Annotated in this window: 13 protein-coding genes; 10 read left to right on the plus strand and 3 right to left on the minus strand. The window is 33.0% G+C overall.

Annotated features, from left to right (window positions below):
- Window positions 1-42: 42 nt before the first annotated feature.
- Both V7P59_RS07720 and nhaA read left to right on the plus strand, forming a co-directional pair.
- Window positions 43-816: a carboxypeptidase-like regulatory domain-containing protein gene (locus V7P59_RS07720; protein WP_333809585.1), complete on the plus strand. Its 774-nt coding sequence runs from the start codon at window positions 43-45 to the stop codon at window positions 814-816.
- Window positions 817-880: 64 nt separating this feature from the next.
- Window positions 881-2029, plus strand: a complete 1149-nt coding sequence (gene nhaA, locus V7P59_RS07725) for a Na+/H+ antiporter NhaA (RefSeq protein WP_333809586.1) — start codon at window positions 881-883, stop codon at window positions 2027-2029.
- 1 nt (window position 2030) lies between these two features.
- On the opposite strand, the gene V7P59_RS07730 is transcribed toward nhaA, so the two are convergent.
- Entirely contained in the window at window positions 2031-2702 is a 672-nt protein-coding gene (locus V7P59_RS07730; RefSeq protein WP_333809587.1) for a TrmH family RNA methyltransferase, read from the minus strand.
- A gap of 55 nt (window positions 2703-2757) precedes the next feature.
- Here V7P59_RS07730 and V7P59_RS07735 point away from each other — a divergent pair, with 55 nt between their 5' ends.
- From V7P59_RS07735 to V7P59_RS07765, 7 genes are all read left to right on the plus strand, one after another.
- Window positions 2758-3288 (plus strand): RNA polymerase sigma factor, encoded by a 531-nt coding sequence (locus tag V7P59_RS07735; protein WP_333809588.1) that lies wholly within the window; start codon window positions 2758-2760, stop codon window positions 3286-3288.
- Window positions 3281-4066, plus strand: coding sequence for an anti-sigma factor (locus V7P59_RS07740; RefSeq protein WP_333809589.1), 786 nt, complete (start codon window positions 3281-3283; stop codon window positions 4064-4066). Before V7P59_RS07735 ends, V7P59_RS07740 begins: the two co-directional genes overlap by 8 nt.
- Window positions 4067-4125: 59 nt before the next feature.
- Window positions 4126-4833 carry an SIR2 family NAD-dependent protein deacylase gene (locus V7P59_RS07745; RefSeq protein WP_333809590.1) on the plus strand — a complete coding sequence of 236 codons (708 nt, stop codon included), beginning with the start codon at window positions 4126-4128 and terminating at the stop codon, window positions 4831-4833.
- A gap of 56 nt (window positions 4834-4889) precedes the next feature.
- The gene (gene purB, locus V7P59_RS07750) at window positions 4890-6233 is read left to right on the plus strand and encodes an adenylosuccinate lyase (protein WP_333809591.1); all 1344 of its coding nucleotides are present in this window, start codon (window positions 4890-4892) and stop codon (window positions 6231-6233) included.
- A gap of 14 nt (window positions 6234-6247) precedes the next feature.
- Window positions 6248-7027: a polysaccharide deacetylase family protein gene (locus tag V7P59_RS07755; protein WP_333809592.1), complete on the plus strand. Its 780-nt coding sequence runs from the start codon at window positions 6248-6250 to the stop codon at window positions 7025-7027.
- 71 nt (window positions 7028-7098) lie between these two features.
- Window positions 7099-9336, plus strand: a complete 2238-nt coding sequence (locus V7P59_RS07760) for a cation:proton antiporter domain-containing protein (protein WP_333809593.1) — start codon at window positions 7099-7101, stop codon at window positions 9334-9336.
- Window positions 9337-9386: 50 nt separating this feature from the next.
- Window positions 9387-9896, plus strand: a complete 510-nt coding sequence (locus V7P59_RS07765; protein WP_333809594.1) for a CAP domain-containing protein — start codon at window positions 9387-9389, stop codon at window positions 9894-9896.
- A 64-nt stretch (window positions 9897-9960) separates the two neighbouring features.
- Here V7P59_RS07765 and guaB read toward each other — a convergent pair whose 3' ends face one another.
- On the minus strand, window positions 9961-11433 hold the full coding sequence (gene guaB, locus V7P59_RS07770) for an IMP dehydrogenase (RefSeq protein ID WP_333809595.1): 1473 nt from the start codon (window positions 11431-11433) through the stop codon (window positions 9961-9963).
- Between the two features lie 115 nt (window positions 11434-11548).
- On the opposite strand from guaB, the gene V7P59_RS07775 reads away from it, so the two are divergent.
- Window positions 11549-14050 carry a cation-translocating P-type ATPase gene (locus V7P59_RS07775; RefSeq protein ID WP_333809596.1) on the plus strand — a complete coding sequence of 834 codons (2502 nt, stop codon included), beginning with the start codon at window positions 11549-11551 and terminating at the stop codon, window positions 14048-14050.
- Here V7P59_RS07775 and V7P59_RS07780 read toward each other — a convergent pair.
- Complete coding sequence (locus tag V7P59_RS07780; RefSeq protein WP_250583040.1) at window positions 14047-14910, minus strand: hydroxymethylglutaryl-CoA lyase; 864 nt, start codon at window positions 14908-14910, stop codon at window positions 14047-14049. The two genes, V7P59_RS07775 and V7P59_RS07780, sit on opposite strands and share 4 nt — an antisense overlap.
- Window positions 14911-15082 lie beyond the last annotated feature (172 nt).

Here is a 15082-nt window from a genome sequence, read left to right on the forward strand (position 1 = left end):
TATCATGTTTAGATTCGTATTTTTGAATCAGTTAAATTAAGCATGAAATATTTTGTAGTTTTTTTATTTACTTTATTTTCTTTTCTTGGTTTTTCCCAAAATGATACCTTGGTAAAAAACATAAAAGGAACCGTAATTCATAGTGAAACAAAATTACCTATGGGAAATGTTCACGTAGTTAATGCTTCACGTGTTAAAGGAACTATTACATCGCCTAGTGGAACATTTGAAATAGGTGCTAAATTAAATGATACTTTATTATTCACGTACATAGGATATGAAACCGTTAAAGTAAAAGTAACAAATGACTGGATAAAGCAAAATCCTACCAAAATTTACCTTACTGAAAAAACCTATGTGTTAGAGGAAGTGGTGGTAGCTAAATATAATTTAACAGGTTATATGGAAGTTGACACCAAATTAATACCAGTGTCAGATGATTCCTATAGATACAGTATTTCAGGGTTAAAAGCAGGCTACGAAGGTGGTGAATATAAACCTGGTGCAATAGCAAAAGTTTTAGGTTCAATATCAAATCCAGCGGATTTCTTATATAATATATTTGGAAAACGTTCTAAAGAAATGAAAAAGCTTAAAGAAATGAAAAAAGACGATACCGTTAGAAATCTTTTAGCTACCAAATTTGATAGAGAAACATTAGCTGCTTTATTAGAAATCAATAAAGATGACATTCCTTTAATACTTCAAAACTGTAACTACTCAGAATATTTTATTCAAACTGCTAACGATTTACAAATCATGGATGCCATTAGTGCATGCTATGAAGATTATAAAATCCTGAAGAAGAATAAATAACTAATTTTAAATTTCACTATTTGATAATTCAGTTGTTTATTAAACAACGTGTAATATTAATAGAATGAAAGCAACTCAATTATATAAGGATTTTTTCAATAGTAAAAAGTCGGGAGGATTAGTACTTATAACTTTTACACTCATCTCTTTGTTTTTTGCCAATTCTAGTTTTGGTGATTTTTATATTCATTCTTGGGAAACAAAAATTGGTGGACTTAGCTTTGAACATTGGATTAACGATGGGTTAATGACTGTTTTCTTTCTATTAATAGGATTAGAATTAGAAAGAGAAATTTATAAAGGAGAATTGTCGCATGTTAAAGATGCATTACCTCCTATTTTCAGTGCTTTTGGAGGAATGGTTTTTCCTGCCGCTATTTATCTGCTATTTAATTTAGGAACAATTACTCAAGCCGGATCAGGAATTCCTACTGCAACAGATATTGCATTTGCTCTGGGTATTTTATCATTATTAGGAAATCGTGTACCTACCTCTTTAAAAGTATTTTTAACAGCCTTAGCTGTTATTGATGACTTAGGTGCAATTATTATCATTGCCGTATTTTACACCAAAACTTTATTGTGGTCTAATTTATTAATAGCTCTAGGAATCTTTGTTTTACTATTAGTGTTAAATAGATTAAAAGTAAACAATTTAATTCCTTATTTGGTTGGAGGAATTGTGATGTGGTATTTCATGCTTCACTCTGGTGTTCATGCTACTATTACTGGTGTTTTATTAGCATTTGCTATTCCTTTTGGTGATGGAAGTAAAAAATCGACATCTTACCTATTACAACATTTCTTGCATAAACCCGTAGCATTCATTATTATGCCCATTTTTGCATTAGCTAACACTGCAATTGTAATTAATTCTGATTTTAGTACCGTTATTTCACAAAATTACAGCCTTGGTATCGCATTAGGACTTATTATTGGAAAACCTGTTGGTATATTTGCTACTTTATTTATAGCGGTTAAATTAAAATTATGCAGCCTTCCTAATGAAATCAACTGGAAATCAATTCTTGGAGTTGGTTTCTTAGCTGGAATTGGTTTTACAATGTCGATATTTATAACACTTTTAGCTTTTGAAGATAAAGCTACAATTGCAAATTCTAAATTTATAATTCTAATATCTTCTTTAATTGCAGGAGTAATAGGATATTTTATCTTGAAATATTCTTTAAAAGAAGCTAATGAAGAATTATAATTTATTCCTTCGAAATCATTTCATAAAACTTTTTTTCGATAAAATCAATATCTTTTATCGACTTTCTAGTCCAATCTAACCGTTTTTCTAAAATTTCATCTTCTGTTAAGTGCCAATCGATATTTGATTGTCGTAACCGAGTGGTTACATCTTGAATAATAATAGCAGCTGAAACAGAAATATTCAAACTTTCGGTATAACCTACCATCGGAATTTTAATAAATCCATCCGCTTGGTTAATTACTTCTTCTGATAGTCCGTTTTTTTCAGTTCCAAAAAAGATTGCAGAAGGTTTTGAAATATCAAACTCATGCAACATACAAGAATCATTATGAGGTGTTGTGGCTATGATTTGATATCCTTGTGCTCGCTTAGCATCAATACAACTTTGAACGGTGTTAAATCGATTAACATCCACCCATTTTTGTGCACCCATTGCAATTTCTGAATCGATTCTTTTTCCAAATTTCTGTTCAATTACATTCAATTCTTGTACACCAAAAACTTCACAGCTACGCATAACAGCACTAGTGTTGTGTAATTGATATACATCTTCCATTGCAATAGTAAAATGTTTTGTTCTATTCTTTAAAACACGTAAAAAGCCTTCTTTTCTATTTTCGGTAAGAAAACCTTCTAAATATGTTAACAACTCTTGATTAAATTTCTCCATAAGGCAAAAATAATACTACTTTTTTTATTATTTTAGACAAAAAAAAGAAAACTGCATGACTCAAGAAGAACTTTTACCCTTATTACTCAAAAAAGACGATAGATCTTTTACCCTGCTTTATGACAACTATGCCAAAAGCTTGTATGGAATTATTTTCAATTTAATCAAAGACAAAGAAGAAGCCGAAGATGTACTTCAAGAAGTATTTGTTAAAATTTGGAAAAATATTGATACTTACAATACTTCAAAAGGTAGATTGTACACTTGGATGTTAAACATTGCTCGTAATTCTTCTATTGATAAATTACGTTCTAAAAACTTTAACAATAGCCAAAAAAACTTATCAGCCGATAATTTCGTACATCTGTTAGATGACAATGCGAAGACAATCAATAAAATAGATGCGATAGGAATTAGAGAATTCATCAAAAAACTGAAACCTAAGTGTATCCAACTTATCGATTTATTGTTTTTTAAAGGCTACACACAGCAAGAAGCATCTGAAGAGTTAGAAATTCCTTTAGGAACCGTAAAAACTCAGAATAGAAATTGTATGAATGAATTAAGATTGATGATCAATGAATAGTAGAGAATATATCGAATCAGGAATTTTAGAACTGTATGTTTTTGGAAAACTTTCCGAAGAAGAAATTGCGGAAGTTAACCAAATGGCTGCGCAATATCCTGAAGTAAAAGAAGAAATAAAAGCTATCGAAAACGCGGTAATTAATTTATCATACAGTGTAGCTCCTCACCTATCAGCAACTAATTTTGAGAAAATACGAGCTGAATTATTAGGAAGAAACAAAGTAATCGAAATGAAACCTAAAACAAATTGGGCACAATACACAGGTTGGGTTGCTGCTGCTGTTTTAGTAGTTGGTTTCGGACTCCAATTTTATAAATTAAACCAAACAAATGAAACCTTGAATAATGTTTCGACCGAGAAAAACTTATTACAAGAGTCAATTGTTGATTTAGAATTGAAGAAGAAAGAATCAGAAGAAGTTTTAGCTATTTTAAGAGATACAAGCAATATTGCTATAACTCTAGCTGGACAACAAGTAGCTCCCGAAGCTTTTGCTAAAGCCTATTACAACAAAACTACAAAAACGGTTTACATTGACGCATCTGGATTACCAGAACCGCCAAAAGGAATGGTTTATCAAGTATGGTCGTTGCAGTTAGAGCCTGTTTTAACACCAACAAGCATTGGTTTACTTGACTCGTATGCGACAAGTTCAACCAAGGTTATAAAAGTAGAAAATGCCGAATCACCACAAGCGTTCGGGATTACTTTAGAACCGGCTGGTGGTAGCGCTAGTCCAACATTAGAACAGCTTTACACTTTAGGAAAAGTATAATCAAAATGCGTCTTTATGGACGCATTTTACTTTTTATAAAAATTGCAAAAGAAAAGAAAATGAAAAAAATTGTAGTATTAACAGGCGCCGGAATCAGTGCTGAAAGCGGTATTAAAACATTCCGTGATGCTGATGGCTTATGGGAAGGTCATGACATTATGGAAGTAGCTTCTCCCATTGGGTGGAAAAAAAATCCCGACTTAGTTTTAGACTTTTATAATAAAAGAAGGGCTCAACTTTTAACTGTAAAACCTAACAAAGCACACGAAATATTAGCCGAATTAGAAGAACATTTCGATATTCACATTATAACGCAAAATGTTGATGATTTGCACGAAAGAGCAGGAAGTAACAAAGTTATTCATCTCCATGGCGAATTATTAAAAGTGCGAAGCATTTCAAACGAAGATTTTGTAATCGATTGGAAACACGATTTAAATTTAGGTGATTTTGATTTGGAAGGCAACCAATTACGACCTCATATTGTTTGGTTTGGTGAAGATGTTCCTATGATTGAACATGCTATTGACATTGTAGAAACTGCTGATATTTTAATCATCATCGGAACTTCATTACAAGTATATCCTGCAGCTGGTTTGATGAATTATGTAGACCAAAATGTTCCTGTGTACTACATAGATCCCAATCCAGCCACAATTTACGATTTACCAAATGAATTGAAAGTCTTGCCATTAACCGCAGTTGAAGGAATGAAAATTGTGAAAGAGGAATTAGTAAATTCTATCCAAAAAACTTCTGACTTCTAACTTCTAACTTCTAACTTCTTATTATATTTGCACTTCTTTAAACAACACACAACAAAATGCAATTAACAGAATTAAATGCTATTTCGCCAATTGATGGTCGTTACAGAAGCAAAACTATTTCATTATCTCCTTATTTTTCTGAAGAAGCCTTAATTAAATACCGCGTTTTGGTAGAGATTGAATATTTTATTGCTTTGCGCGAAGCTGATGTACCTCAATTAGCCAAAATTGACAAATCGATTTACGATTCTTTAAGAGCGATTTACAAAAACTTTTCTACCGAAGATGCCCTTTGGATTAAAGAAACCGAAAAAACAACGAATCACGATGTAAAAGCGGTGGAATACTTCATCAAATCTAAATTTGATAATTTAGGATTACAAGAATTTAAAGAGTTTATCCATTTTGGATTGACTTCTCAAGATATCAACAATACGGCAATTCCGCTTTCTACTAAAGAAGCATTTGAAAATGTATATTTACCAAGTTTAGTAAGCGTAATTGCAAAATTGAAAGAATTAGCAATAGAATGGAAAGACGTTCCAATGTTAGCCAGAACACACGGACAACCAGCTTCTCCTACTCGTTTAGGAAAAGAAATTTTAGTTTTCGTAGAACGTTTAGAAGAGCAAATGCGTTTGTTATTCAACGTTCCTTTTGCAGCTAAATTTGGTGGTGCTACCGGAAATTACAACGCACACAAAGTAGCGTATCCAAATACCGATTGGAAAAAATTTGGTACTGATTTCGTAGAAAACAGTTTAGGGTTACACCATTCATTCCCAACGACACAAATTGAACATTACGACCATTTTGCAGCCTTTTTTGATGCTTTAAAACGCATTAATACGATTTTAATCGATTTAGACAGAGACATTTGGACCTATGTTTCAATGGATTATTTCAAACAAAAAATCAAAGCAGGGGAAATTGGTTCTTCTGCCATGCCACATAAAGTAAACCCAATCGATTTTGAAAATTCGGAAGGAAATTTAGGGATTGCCAATGCAATTTTCGAACATCTTTCAGCAAAATTACCCGTTTCAAGATTACAACGTGATTTAACGGATAGTACGGTTTTACGTAATATTGGTGTACCAATGGGACACACGTTAATCGCTTTTGAAGCAACTTTGAAAGGCTTAAACAAATTGTTGTTGAACGAAGAAAAATTCGCAGAAGATTTAGAGAAAAACTGGGCGGTAGTTGCAGAAGCAATTCAAACCATTTTACGCCGTGAAGGTTATCCAAATCCGTACGAAGCTTTGAAAGATTTAACTAGAACGAATACTGTAATTAACAAAGAAGCAATTCATAATTTCATCGGAACATTAAACGTTTCTGAAGAAGTGAGAGCGGAATTAATGCAAATTACACCAAGTAATTATTTGGGGATTTAATTCCTATTTAAAATATGCCAAAACCTATCAGTATAAAACTCATTTTTATCAGTTTACTGATAGGTTTTTTCTTTTATTCTTGTGCACCTAATCAAATAATTAGCAAACCTTATCAACCAGGAGTAGTTATTACTTTTGATGATTATTACATTAATGAATGGTGCAATGCAGATACCCAATTGGCAACCTACAAATGGAAAGCCACATTTTTTGTCAGTAATTTACCTTTACTAAAGAAAGTAGATTATGACAACCTCAGAAAATTAAAGAAAAACGGTCACGAAATTGCTGGACATGGTTACAATCATTTAAATGCAAAAGAATTTACCAAAACAAATGAAATTAGTAAATATATTGCATTAGAGATTACTCCTTTGTTATCCACTCTAAAAAATGAAGGGTTACCTATTACTAGTTTTGCTTACCCTTTTGGAGCTAACAATCAATCTTTGGATTTTGAGTTGAAAAAACATTTTAAAATCATACGTTCCACAAGCGTTGGTAAACCAAACATTGAAGAAAACAGTAATTTTTACAATGGTACTTTTCATCAAAAAGGAATAGGTATTGATGGAAATTACAAACATTTTACATTAGATTACCTTAAGGAAGTTTTAGCATATGCTAGAAAAAATAATAAAATAGTGATTTTTTACGCACATAAACCGGTACAAAAGTCAACTGGAACTTACGAAGTAGAAATGAAAACTTTAGAAACAATTTGTCAATATGTTACAACAAATCACATGAAGTTTTACACCTTTCAAGAGTTAACAACGTTAAAAAAACAATAAAATCACTTTCATTTTAATTAGAAATTTTGATATACTAGCTGTTTTTACTATTTTAGTGAAAAACACAATATATGCCAATATTTCTCTCTGCTACAACATTACATATTCCTGATTTAATTAGCGATTTAGGGCTGATTCTAGTCACTGCTGCCATTGCTGTACTAATTTTTAGATTGCTAAAACAACCACTTGTGTTGGGTTATTTAGTAGCTGGATTTTTAGCGGGCAGTGAATTTGATTTCTTTCCTACCGTAAAAGACATGAATAGTGTAAAAGTTTGGGCAGAAATTGGAGTTATTTTCCTCTTATTCAGTTTGGGGCTCGAATTTAGTTTTAAAAAACTAATGAAAGTGGGCGGAACAGCTTCTATAACAGCTCTAACTCAAATTATTACTATGGTAGCTTTGGGTTATTTCGTAGGACAAATGATGGATTGGGGAAAAATGAATAGTCTGTTTTTAGGTGTAATTTTATCCATTTCCTCCACAACTATTATCTTAAAAACTTTTGATGAATTGGGTGTTAAATCTCAAAAATTTGCAGGAAATGTAATTGGAGCTTTAATCGTACAAGACATTTTAGCCATATTAATGATGGTTTTACTGTCTACAGTTGCTGTAAGTCAGCAATTTTCAGGAACTGAATTATTTCAATCGGTTTTAAAATTAATTTTCTTTTTAACCATTTGGTTTGTAGCCGGAATTTTCTTTATACCAACCTTCCTAAAGAAAGCGAAACACCTTTTAACGGATGAAATGTTGCTAATTGTTTCGTTAGCATTGTGTTTATCGATGGTATTATTTGCAGCAAATGTAGGCTTCTCTCCTGCTCTTGGAGCTTTTATAATGGGTTCGATAATAGCCGAAACCACGCAAGCTGAACACATTGAACATTTGGTAAAACCCGTAAAAGATTTATTCGGAGCCGTTTTCTTTGTATCAGTCGGAATGTTGATTGATCCAGAAATGTTGATGAAATATGGGTTTCCAGTTGCTGTCTTAACATTGGTTGTTATTTTAGGACAATCACTTTCTTCAACCATTGGAGCTTTACTTTCCGGACAACCGTTAAAACAATCCATACAAACTGGAATGAGTTTATCGCAAATTGGAGAATTTTCATTTATCATCGCTACTTTAGGAATGACGTTAAATGTAACGAGCGATTTTTTATATCCAATAGTAGTTGCAGTTTCAGCCATCACCACCTTTACAACACCTTTTATGGTGAAATTTTCAACCCCTTTTTCATTGTTTTTAGAAAAAAAACTTCCTCGACGTTGGGTTAAAAAAATTGAACGCTACAGTGCTAATACCGAAGCGATTAAATCAGTTAGCAATTGGCAAATTGTACTTCGTGCTTACATGACTCAAATAATTATTCACTCTATTATTATTGTGGCTATTATTTTACTTTCATCAAAATATATTTTGCCTTTGGTTGCAGCTTCTCGTTTTGGCAATGCAATTGCAGCGCTAATAACGGTTGTAATGCTCTCACCTTTTTTATGGGCTTTATCCTTGCGAAGAGTAGCAGTGGAACAAGTACAAGAATTAATGCAAGTGAGAAAATATCAAGGTCCGATTATTGTCTTAGTCTTCTTTAGAATTGCACTTTCTCTTTTTTACATGGGATTTGTTTTAAATGAGTTTTTCTCACCCGTAATCGCCATCGTTGCTTTAGTTTTTGGTATTATCACTTATATTTTATTTCCAAAACGTTTACACGCATTTTACAACAAAATTGAAGGTCATTTCTTGAGAAATTTCAACGATAGAGAAATTACAAAACAAGCTAATAAACGCCAAAATGTTCTTTCTCCTTGGGATGGACACATGGCGGATTTTGAAATTGCAAAGGAATCTAATTTAGCTGGGAAAACATTAGAGGAATTAAAAATCAGAGAGCAATTTGGAATCAACATAGCAGCCATTAAACGTGGAGATGTAACGATTAATATTCCTATTAGAACCGAACGCTTATTTCCTGGTGACGAAATCAACGTAATTGGTACGGACGAACAAGTAAAATTATTTAAGAATTACCTAGATAAACACGAAATAGATGCTCCAGAAGCAACAGAAAAAGAAGACATCATCTTACAACAATTAGAACTTAAAAACCGTGTTTGCATCGGAAAAAGCATCCGAGAATCGCAAATTAGAGAAAAAACACACGGCATCATCGTAGGTATCGAACGCAACGGAAAACGTATTCTAAACCCTGAATCAAATTGGATTTTAGAATCTGATGACATTATATGGATCGCTGGAAATAAGAAAAAAATTAATGAGTTTTTGAAGGGGTAAAATACTATTTAATCCATTTTTGAGTTTTATAAATATTTAAAAATAACAAAATGAAAACCCATTTCACCCTATTCTTATTTGTCATTTCCCTTTTAAGTTTCAGTCAAAATCAAAACAAAATTGATTTAGAAAAACTAAAAACAAAAGTGTATCAATTAGTAAACAAAGAACGTACTAATAGCGACAGAAAAGTACTTGGTTTGGATTCTAATTTGAAAAAAGCTGCAGACGACCATGCCAAATACATCGCAAAAATTCAAACTTTATCTCACGAACAAACGAATGTAAAAAAACAAAGTCCAAGAGATCGTGTTTACTTTTATGGTGGAAATTCGTTTGTTTTAGTGGGCGAAAACTTATTGTTCACAGGAATTAAAGATCAAATTTATTCAGAAACTGACCTAGACGCTTTAGCCTTAAAAATGTTCAATCTGTGGAAGAAATCACCCAATCATTTAAAAAATATTTTAGACCATCAATATTTTTACACTGAAATCGGTTTTAGCATCGATTGGGAAAACAAGAAAATTTATGCAGTACAATTGTTTGGAGCTAAGTAATTAAACACAAAAAAACCTGACAGGTTTTTGAAACCTGTCAGGTTTGTATTTATAAAACACTAAATTATCTAGAATAATTCGGTGCTTCTTTCGTAATCGTTACATTGTGTGGATGACTTTCGCCAATTCCACTTGCTGTAATTCTAATGAAACGTCCGTTTTCTTGTAAGGTTGGAATATCTTTTGCACCACAATAACCCATTCCGGCTCTTAAACCACCTATAAATTGTTGCATGCTTTCGTTTAATTCTCCTTTATAAGGTACACGACCTACAATTCCTTCTGGAACTAATTTCTTCACATCATCTTCTACATCTTGGAAATAACGGTCTTTCGAACCTTCTTGCATTGCCTCAACAGAGCCCATTCCACGGTACGACTTGAATTTTCTTCCTTCAAAAATAATCGTTTCTCCTGGTGATTCTTTTGTTCCTGCTAATAACGAACCTAACATCACACAATCAGCTCCTGCTGCAATTGCTTTTGGAATATCTCCTGTGTAACGAATTCCACCATCTGCAATAACTGGAACACCAGAACCTCTTAATGCAGCAGCTACTTCTAAAACAGCTGAAAATTGTGGAAATCCAACACCTGCCACAACTCGCGTTGTACAAATTGAACCTGGACCAATTCCAACTTTTACTGCATCAGCTCCGTTTTGAGCTAAATATAAAGCTGCTTCTGGAGTAGCAATATTACCCACAACTACATCTAAATCAGGGAATTTTGCTTTTACTGCTTTTAACACATCCACCACACCTTTTGTATGTCCATGTGCAGTATCGATAATTACTGCATCAACTCCAGCATTTACTAAAGCCGTTGCTCTATCTACTGCATCAGCGGTTACTCCTAAAGCTGCAGCAACTCGTAAACGACCAAATTTATCTTTATTAGCGATTGGTTTTTGGGTAAGTTTAGTAATATCTCTAAAAGTAATTAAACCAACTAATTTGTTATTGTTGTCAACTACTGGTAATTTTTCAATTTTGTTTTCTTGTAAAATTCCTTCTGCTTCTTGCAAAGTAGTTCCTTGAGCAGCCGTTACTAAATTTTCAGAAGTCATTACTTCTAAAATCGAACGTGAATTTACTTTTTCGAAACGTAAATCTCTGTTAGTAACAATACCTTTTAAAATTCCGTTTTCATCTACTACTGGAATTCCGCCAATACTAAATTCTTTCATCGCCATTTTAGCATCACCAACTGTAGCTGTTAAAGGCAACGTTACCGGATCTATAATCATACCGCTTTCAGCACGTTTTACTTTCTTTACTTTCGCTGCTTGTTGTTCAATCGTCATGTTTTTGTGTAACACGCCAATCCCTCCTTCTTGTGCCATAGCAATTGCCATAGAACTTTCGGTAACCGTATCCATTGCTGCGGAAACGATAGGAACATTCAACGTAATATTTCTCGAAAATTTCGATTGAATATTTACTTCGCGTGGTAAAATTTCGGAATAATTTGGAATAAGCAAAACATCGTCATAAGTAAGACCTTCGCCAACGATTTTAGTTGTGTGTGCTTTCATGGTGCAATTTGTAGTTGTTGTTAAATTGCGTGCAAATATAGTAAAACTTAGCCAAATAATCTATTTCTTTTAAGAATAAATTATGTAACTTGCATATTAATTTTTCATTTTTGCAATGAGTGATTCTAAAAAAATTATTACAGGCCTAACAAATTTAGAAGTTTTAGAATCCGCAAAAAAATTCGGAACCAACTCTGTTGAACATCAGAAAAAAAACCACTTTTTAAATTCTATTTTGGAGATTATAAAAGAGCCCATGTTTCTTTTATTATTTACCGCTACGAGTATTTATTTCTTAACTGGTGATTACGGCGATGGCATTTTCATGGCTTTTGCCATTGTTTTTGTAATGGCTATTTCGGTTTTTCAAGAATCTAGAAGTCGTAATGCAATTGAAGCTTTAAAAAAGTTAACCCAACCCAAATGTAAAGTCATTCGAAATGGTTGCATAATCGAAATTCCAACAGAAGAAATTGTAATTGGTGATTGTGTCCAGCTTGAAGAAGGCGCTTTCATTCCTGCTGATGGAATTATTCTTTCTTCCAACGATTTTTCGGTCAATGAATCTATTTTAACAGGTGAATCTTTATCCGTTTTCAAATCCAATGAATCCGAAGACAAACAAGTTTTTCAAGGCACGATTGTAGCTTCAGGCCTTGCAATTTGCGAAGTAACTGCTATTGGAAATAAAACACAATTAGGAAAAATTGGTTCGAGTTTAAATACCATTGAAGAAGAAAAAACACCATTGCAAATTCAAATAGGGAATTTCGTTACCAAAATGTCAATCATCGGTTTAGTTATATTTGTGATTGTTTGGGCGATTAATTACTATAACTCCAAATTAGTTCTAGATAGTTTATTAAAGGCTTTAACCTTGGCTATGAGCGTTATTCCAGAAGAAATTCCAGTTGCATTTACAACATTTATGGCGTTAGGTGCTTGGCGTTTGATGAAAATGGGAATTATTACCAAACAAACCAAAACAGTAGAAACCTTAGGTAGCGCCACTGTAATCTGCACCGACAAAACAGGCACCATTACTGAAAACCGAATGAGTTTAGCTGAATTGTATCTTTTTAAATCCAATTCGATTGTTGACACAAAACAAAAACTAAATCCCGAAGCAGAAGAAGTATTGAATTACGCCATGTGGTCGAGCGAACCTATTCCGTTTGATGCTATGGAAATTGCGATTCATGAAGCCTATTCTAAGTTGGAAAGCGAAGACGAACGACCTTATTTCAAGTTGGTTCATGAATATCCATTAAGTGGAAAACCACCCATGATGACACACGTTTTTGAGAATAACTCAGGTAAAAAAATCATTGCTGCAAAAGGAGCGCCTGAAGCATTAATAGCGGTTAGTCATTTAAGTGAAGCTGAAAAAAATCAGATTTTAGTAGCGATGAAAGCCATGATGCAAAAAGGATTTAGAGTTTTGGGCGTTGGTGCTTCTGACTTTTCAGGAACAAATTATCCAGCAACCCAACAAGAGCTAAAGTTTCATTTTAAAGGATTAGTAGCATTTTACGATCCTCCAAAACACAATATTCAAGCAGTTTTTGAAACGTTTTACAAAGCCGGAATTCAAGTAAAAATTGTTACTGGAGATAATGCTGAAACTACTTCTACCATTGCAAAACAAGTTGGTTTTAAAAACGCAGATAAAGTATTGAATGGAGACGAATTAATGGCAATGGACGAAGCTACTTTAAAAGAAAAAGTAATGGAAACTACTATTTTCACCCGAATGTTTCCAGAAGCTAAGCTTAAAATTATTCAAGCCTTGAAAGCAAACAACCAAATCGTTGCGATGACTGGTGATGGTGTAAATGATGGGCCTGCTTTAAAATCAGCACACATCGGAATTGCTATGGGCAAAAAAGGAACGGAAATTGCGAAACAAGCTGCGAATTTAATTCTAGTTGACGATAATTTCGAAAGAATGATCGATGCGATTGCTATGGGTAGAAAAATCTACATCAACCTAAAAAAAGCGATTCAATACATTATTTCGATTCATATTCCCATTATTTTAATTGTGTTTATTCCATTAGCTTTAGGTTGGATGTATCCAAATATTTTCACACCCGTTCATATTATTTTCTTAGAAATTATTATGGGACCAACTTGCTCCATTATTTATGAAAATGAACCTATGGAAGACAATTTAATGCTACAAAAACCAAGACCACTAAGCACAACTTTCTTTAAGCTAAAAGAAGTACTCATTAGCATCATTCAAGGATTAGTAATTACATTGGGATTGTTATTTATTTATCAATATGCGATTGGAGCGCAAATGTCGGAAAATGGAACTAGAACGTTGATATTTTTAACTTTAATTACTTCTAACATTGTATTAACATTAGCCAATCGTTCGTTTTATTATTCAATTTTTAAAACGATTCAATACAAAAATAACTTGGTGGGATTGATCATCGGAATCACCATTTTACTGACAGGATTACTTCTGTTTATTCCTGCATTTTCAGACTTCTTCTTGTTTGAAATGGTTAGCGGTTCCCAATTAGGAATCTGTGTTTTAGTGGGAAGTATTTCTGTACTTTGGGTAGAAATTTACAAAACGTTTAAACGAAAAAAAAAGGATTAATGAAACTCTCCAAATAATTTAGTTGCTTCGTTATAAGCACTTTCAAAACTCATTGGGCTTGTATTGGTATTTTCTCTTTTCGTAGTGAAATACGACAATAGTTTCTCTGTTGGCATATTACCCGTTAAATCATCTTTTGCCATCGGACAACCACCAAAACCTTGAATCGCGCCATCATAACGACGACAACCTGCATTGTAAGCCGCATCAATTTTTTCAAACCATTTGTCTGGCGTAGTATGTAAATGCGCACCAAATTCGATATTTGGATATTTCGGAATCAAATTAGAAAACAAGTAATCAATAACTTCAGGAGTCGAACTTCCAACAGTATCCGAAAGTGATAGGATTTTCACTCCCATATTCGCTAATTTTTCTGTCCATTCGCCTACAATTTCAACATTCCATGGATCGCCATACGGATTTCCAAATCCCATTGATATGTATGTAACGACTTCTTTATTTGATTTATCAGCAATTTCTAAAATCTCTTGCAAAGTTACCAAACTCTCAGCAATCGTTTTGTGCGTATTTCGCATTTGAAAGTTCTCGGAAATCGAAAAAGGGAAACCTAAATATTGGATTTCTTTGTGAACAGAAGCATTCTGAGCGCCTTGTGTATTGGCGATAATCGCTAATAATTTGCTATTCGTTGCCGACAAATCTAATTGCGCTAATACCTCAACTGTATCTTGCATTTGCGGAATAGCTTTTGGCGAAACAAAACTTCCAAAATCAATAGTATCAAAACCTACACGCAATAACGATTGAATGTATTTCACCTTTCTTTCGGTAGGAATAAACGGTTTAATGCCTTGCATGGCATCGCGCGGACACTCGATAATTTTGATTTCGTTCATAGCTTCAAAGATAATAAAGTATTCTATTTTATGAAATCGTTTTTTTACATTCTTTAAAAACATAATATTACACATTTTGGTAATAATTAAAAATATTACGTTTTTTGGTAATAATAACAAATATTACGTTTTTTGGTAATAAATTTAGATTTGTAAAAAAAAATTAGTACAT

The sequence above is a fragment of the Flavobacterium sp. genome (genome assembly GCF_036782315.1).
GTDB lineage: Bacteria > Bacteroidota > Bacteroidia > Flavobacteriales > Flavobacteriaceae > Flavobacterium.

What these genes read in the sequence shown, in the direction of transcription:
- V7P59_RS07720 (WP_333809585.1), top strand. Translation starts at nt 43, where the DNA reads ATGAAATATTTTGTAGTTTTTTTATTTACTTTATTTTCTTTTCTTGGT.
- nhaA (WP_333809586.1), top strand. Translation starts at nt 881, where the DNA reads ATGAAAGCAACTCAATTATATAAGGATTTTTTCAATAGTAAAAAGTCG.
- V7P59_RS07730 (WP_333809587.1), bottom strand. Translation starts at nt 2,702, where the DNA reads ATGGAGAAATTTAATCAAGAGTTGTTAACATATTTAGAAGGTTTTCTT.
- V7P59_RS07735 (WP_333809588.1), top strand. Translation starts at nt 2,758, where the DNA reads ATGACTCAAGAAGAACTTTTACCCTTATTACTCAAAAAAGACGATAGA.
- V7P59_RS07740 (WP_333809589.1), top strand. Translation starts at nt 3,281, where the DNA reads ATGAATAGTAGAGAATATATCGAATCAGGAATTTTAGAACTGTATGTT.
- V7P59_RS07745 (WP_333809590.1), top strand. Translation starts at nt 4,126, where the DNA reads ATGAAAAAAATTGTAGTATTAACAGGCGCCGGAATCAGTGCTGAAAGC.
- purB (WP_333809591.1), top strand. Translation starts at nt 4,890, where the DNA reads ATGCAATTAACAGAATTAAATGCTATTTCGCCAATTGATGGTCGTTAC.
- V7P59_RS07755 (WP_333809592.1), top strand. Translation starts at nt 6,248, where the DNA reads ATGCCAAAACCTATCAGTATAAAACTCATTTTTATCAGTTTACTGATA.
- V7P59_RS07760 (WP_333809593.1), top strand. Translation starts at nt 7,099, where the DNA reads ATGCCAATATTTCTCTCTGCTACAACATTACATATTCCTGATTTAATT.
- V7P59_RS07765 (WP_333809594.1), top strand. Translation starts at nt 9,387, where the DNA reads ATGAAAACCCATTTCACCCTATTCTTATTTGTCATTTCCCTTTTAAGT.
- guaB (WP_333809595.1), bottom strand. Translation starts at nt 11,433, where the DNA reads ATGAAAGCACACACAACTAAAATCGTTGGCGAAGGTCTTACTTATGAC.
- V7P59_RS07775 (WP_333809596.1), top strand. Translation starts at nt 11,549, where the DNA reads ATGAGTGATTCTAAAAAAATTATTACAGGCCTAACAAATTTAGAAGTT.
- V7P59_RS07780 (WP_250583040.1), bottom strand. Translation starts at nt 14,910, where the DNA reads ATGAACGAAATCAAAATTATCGAGTGTCCGCGCGATGCCATGCAAGGC.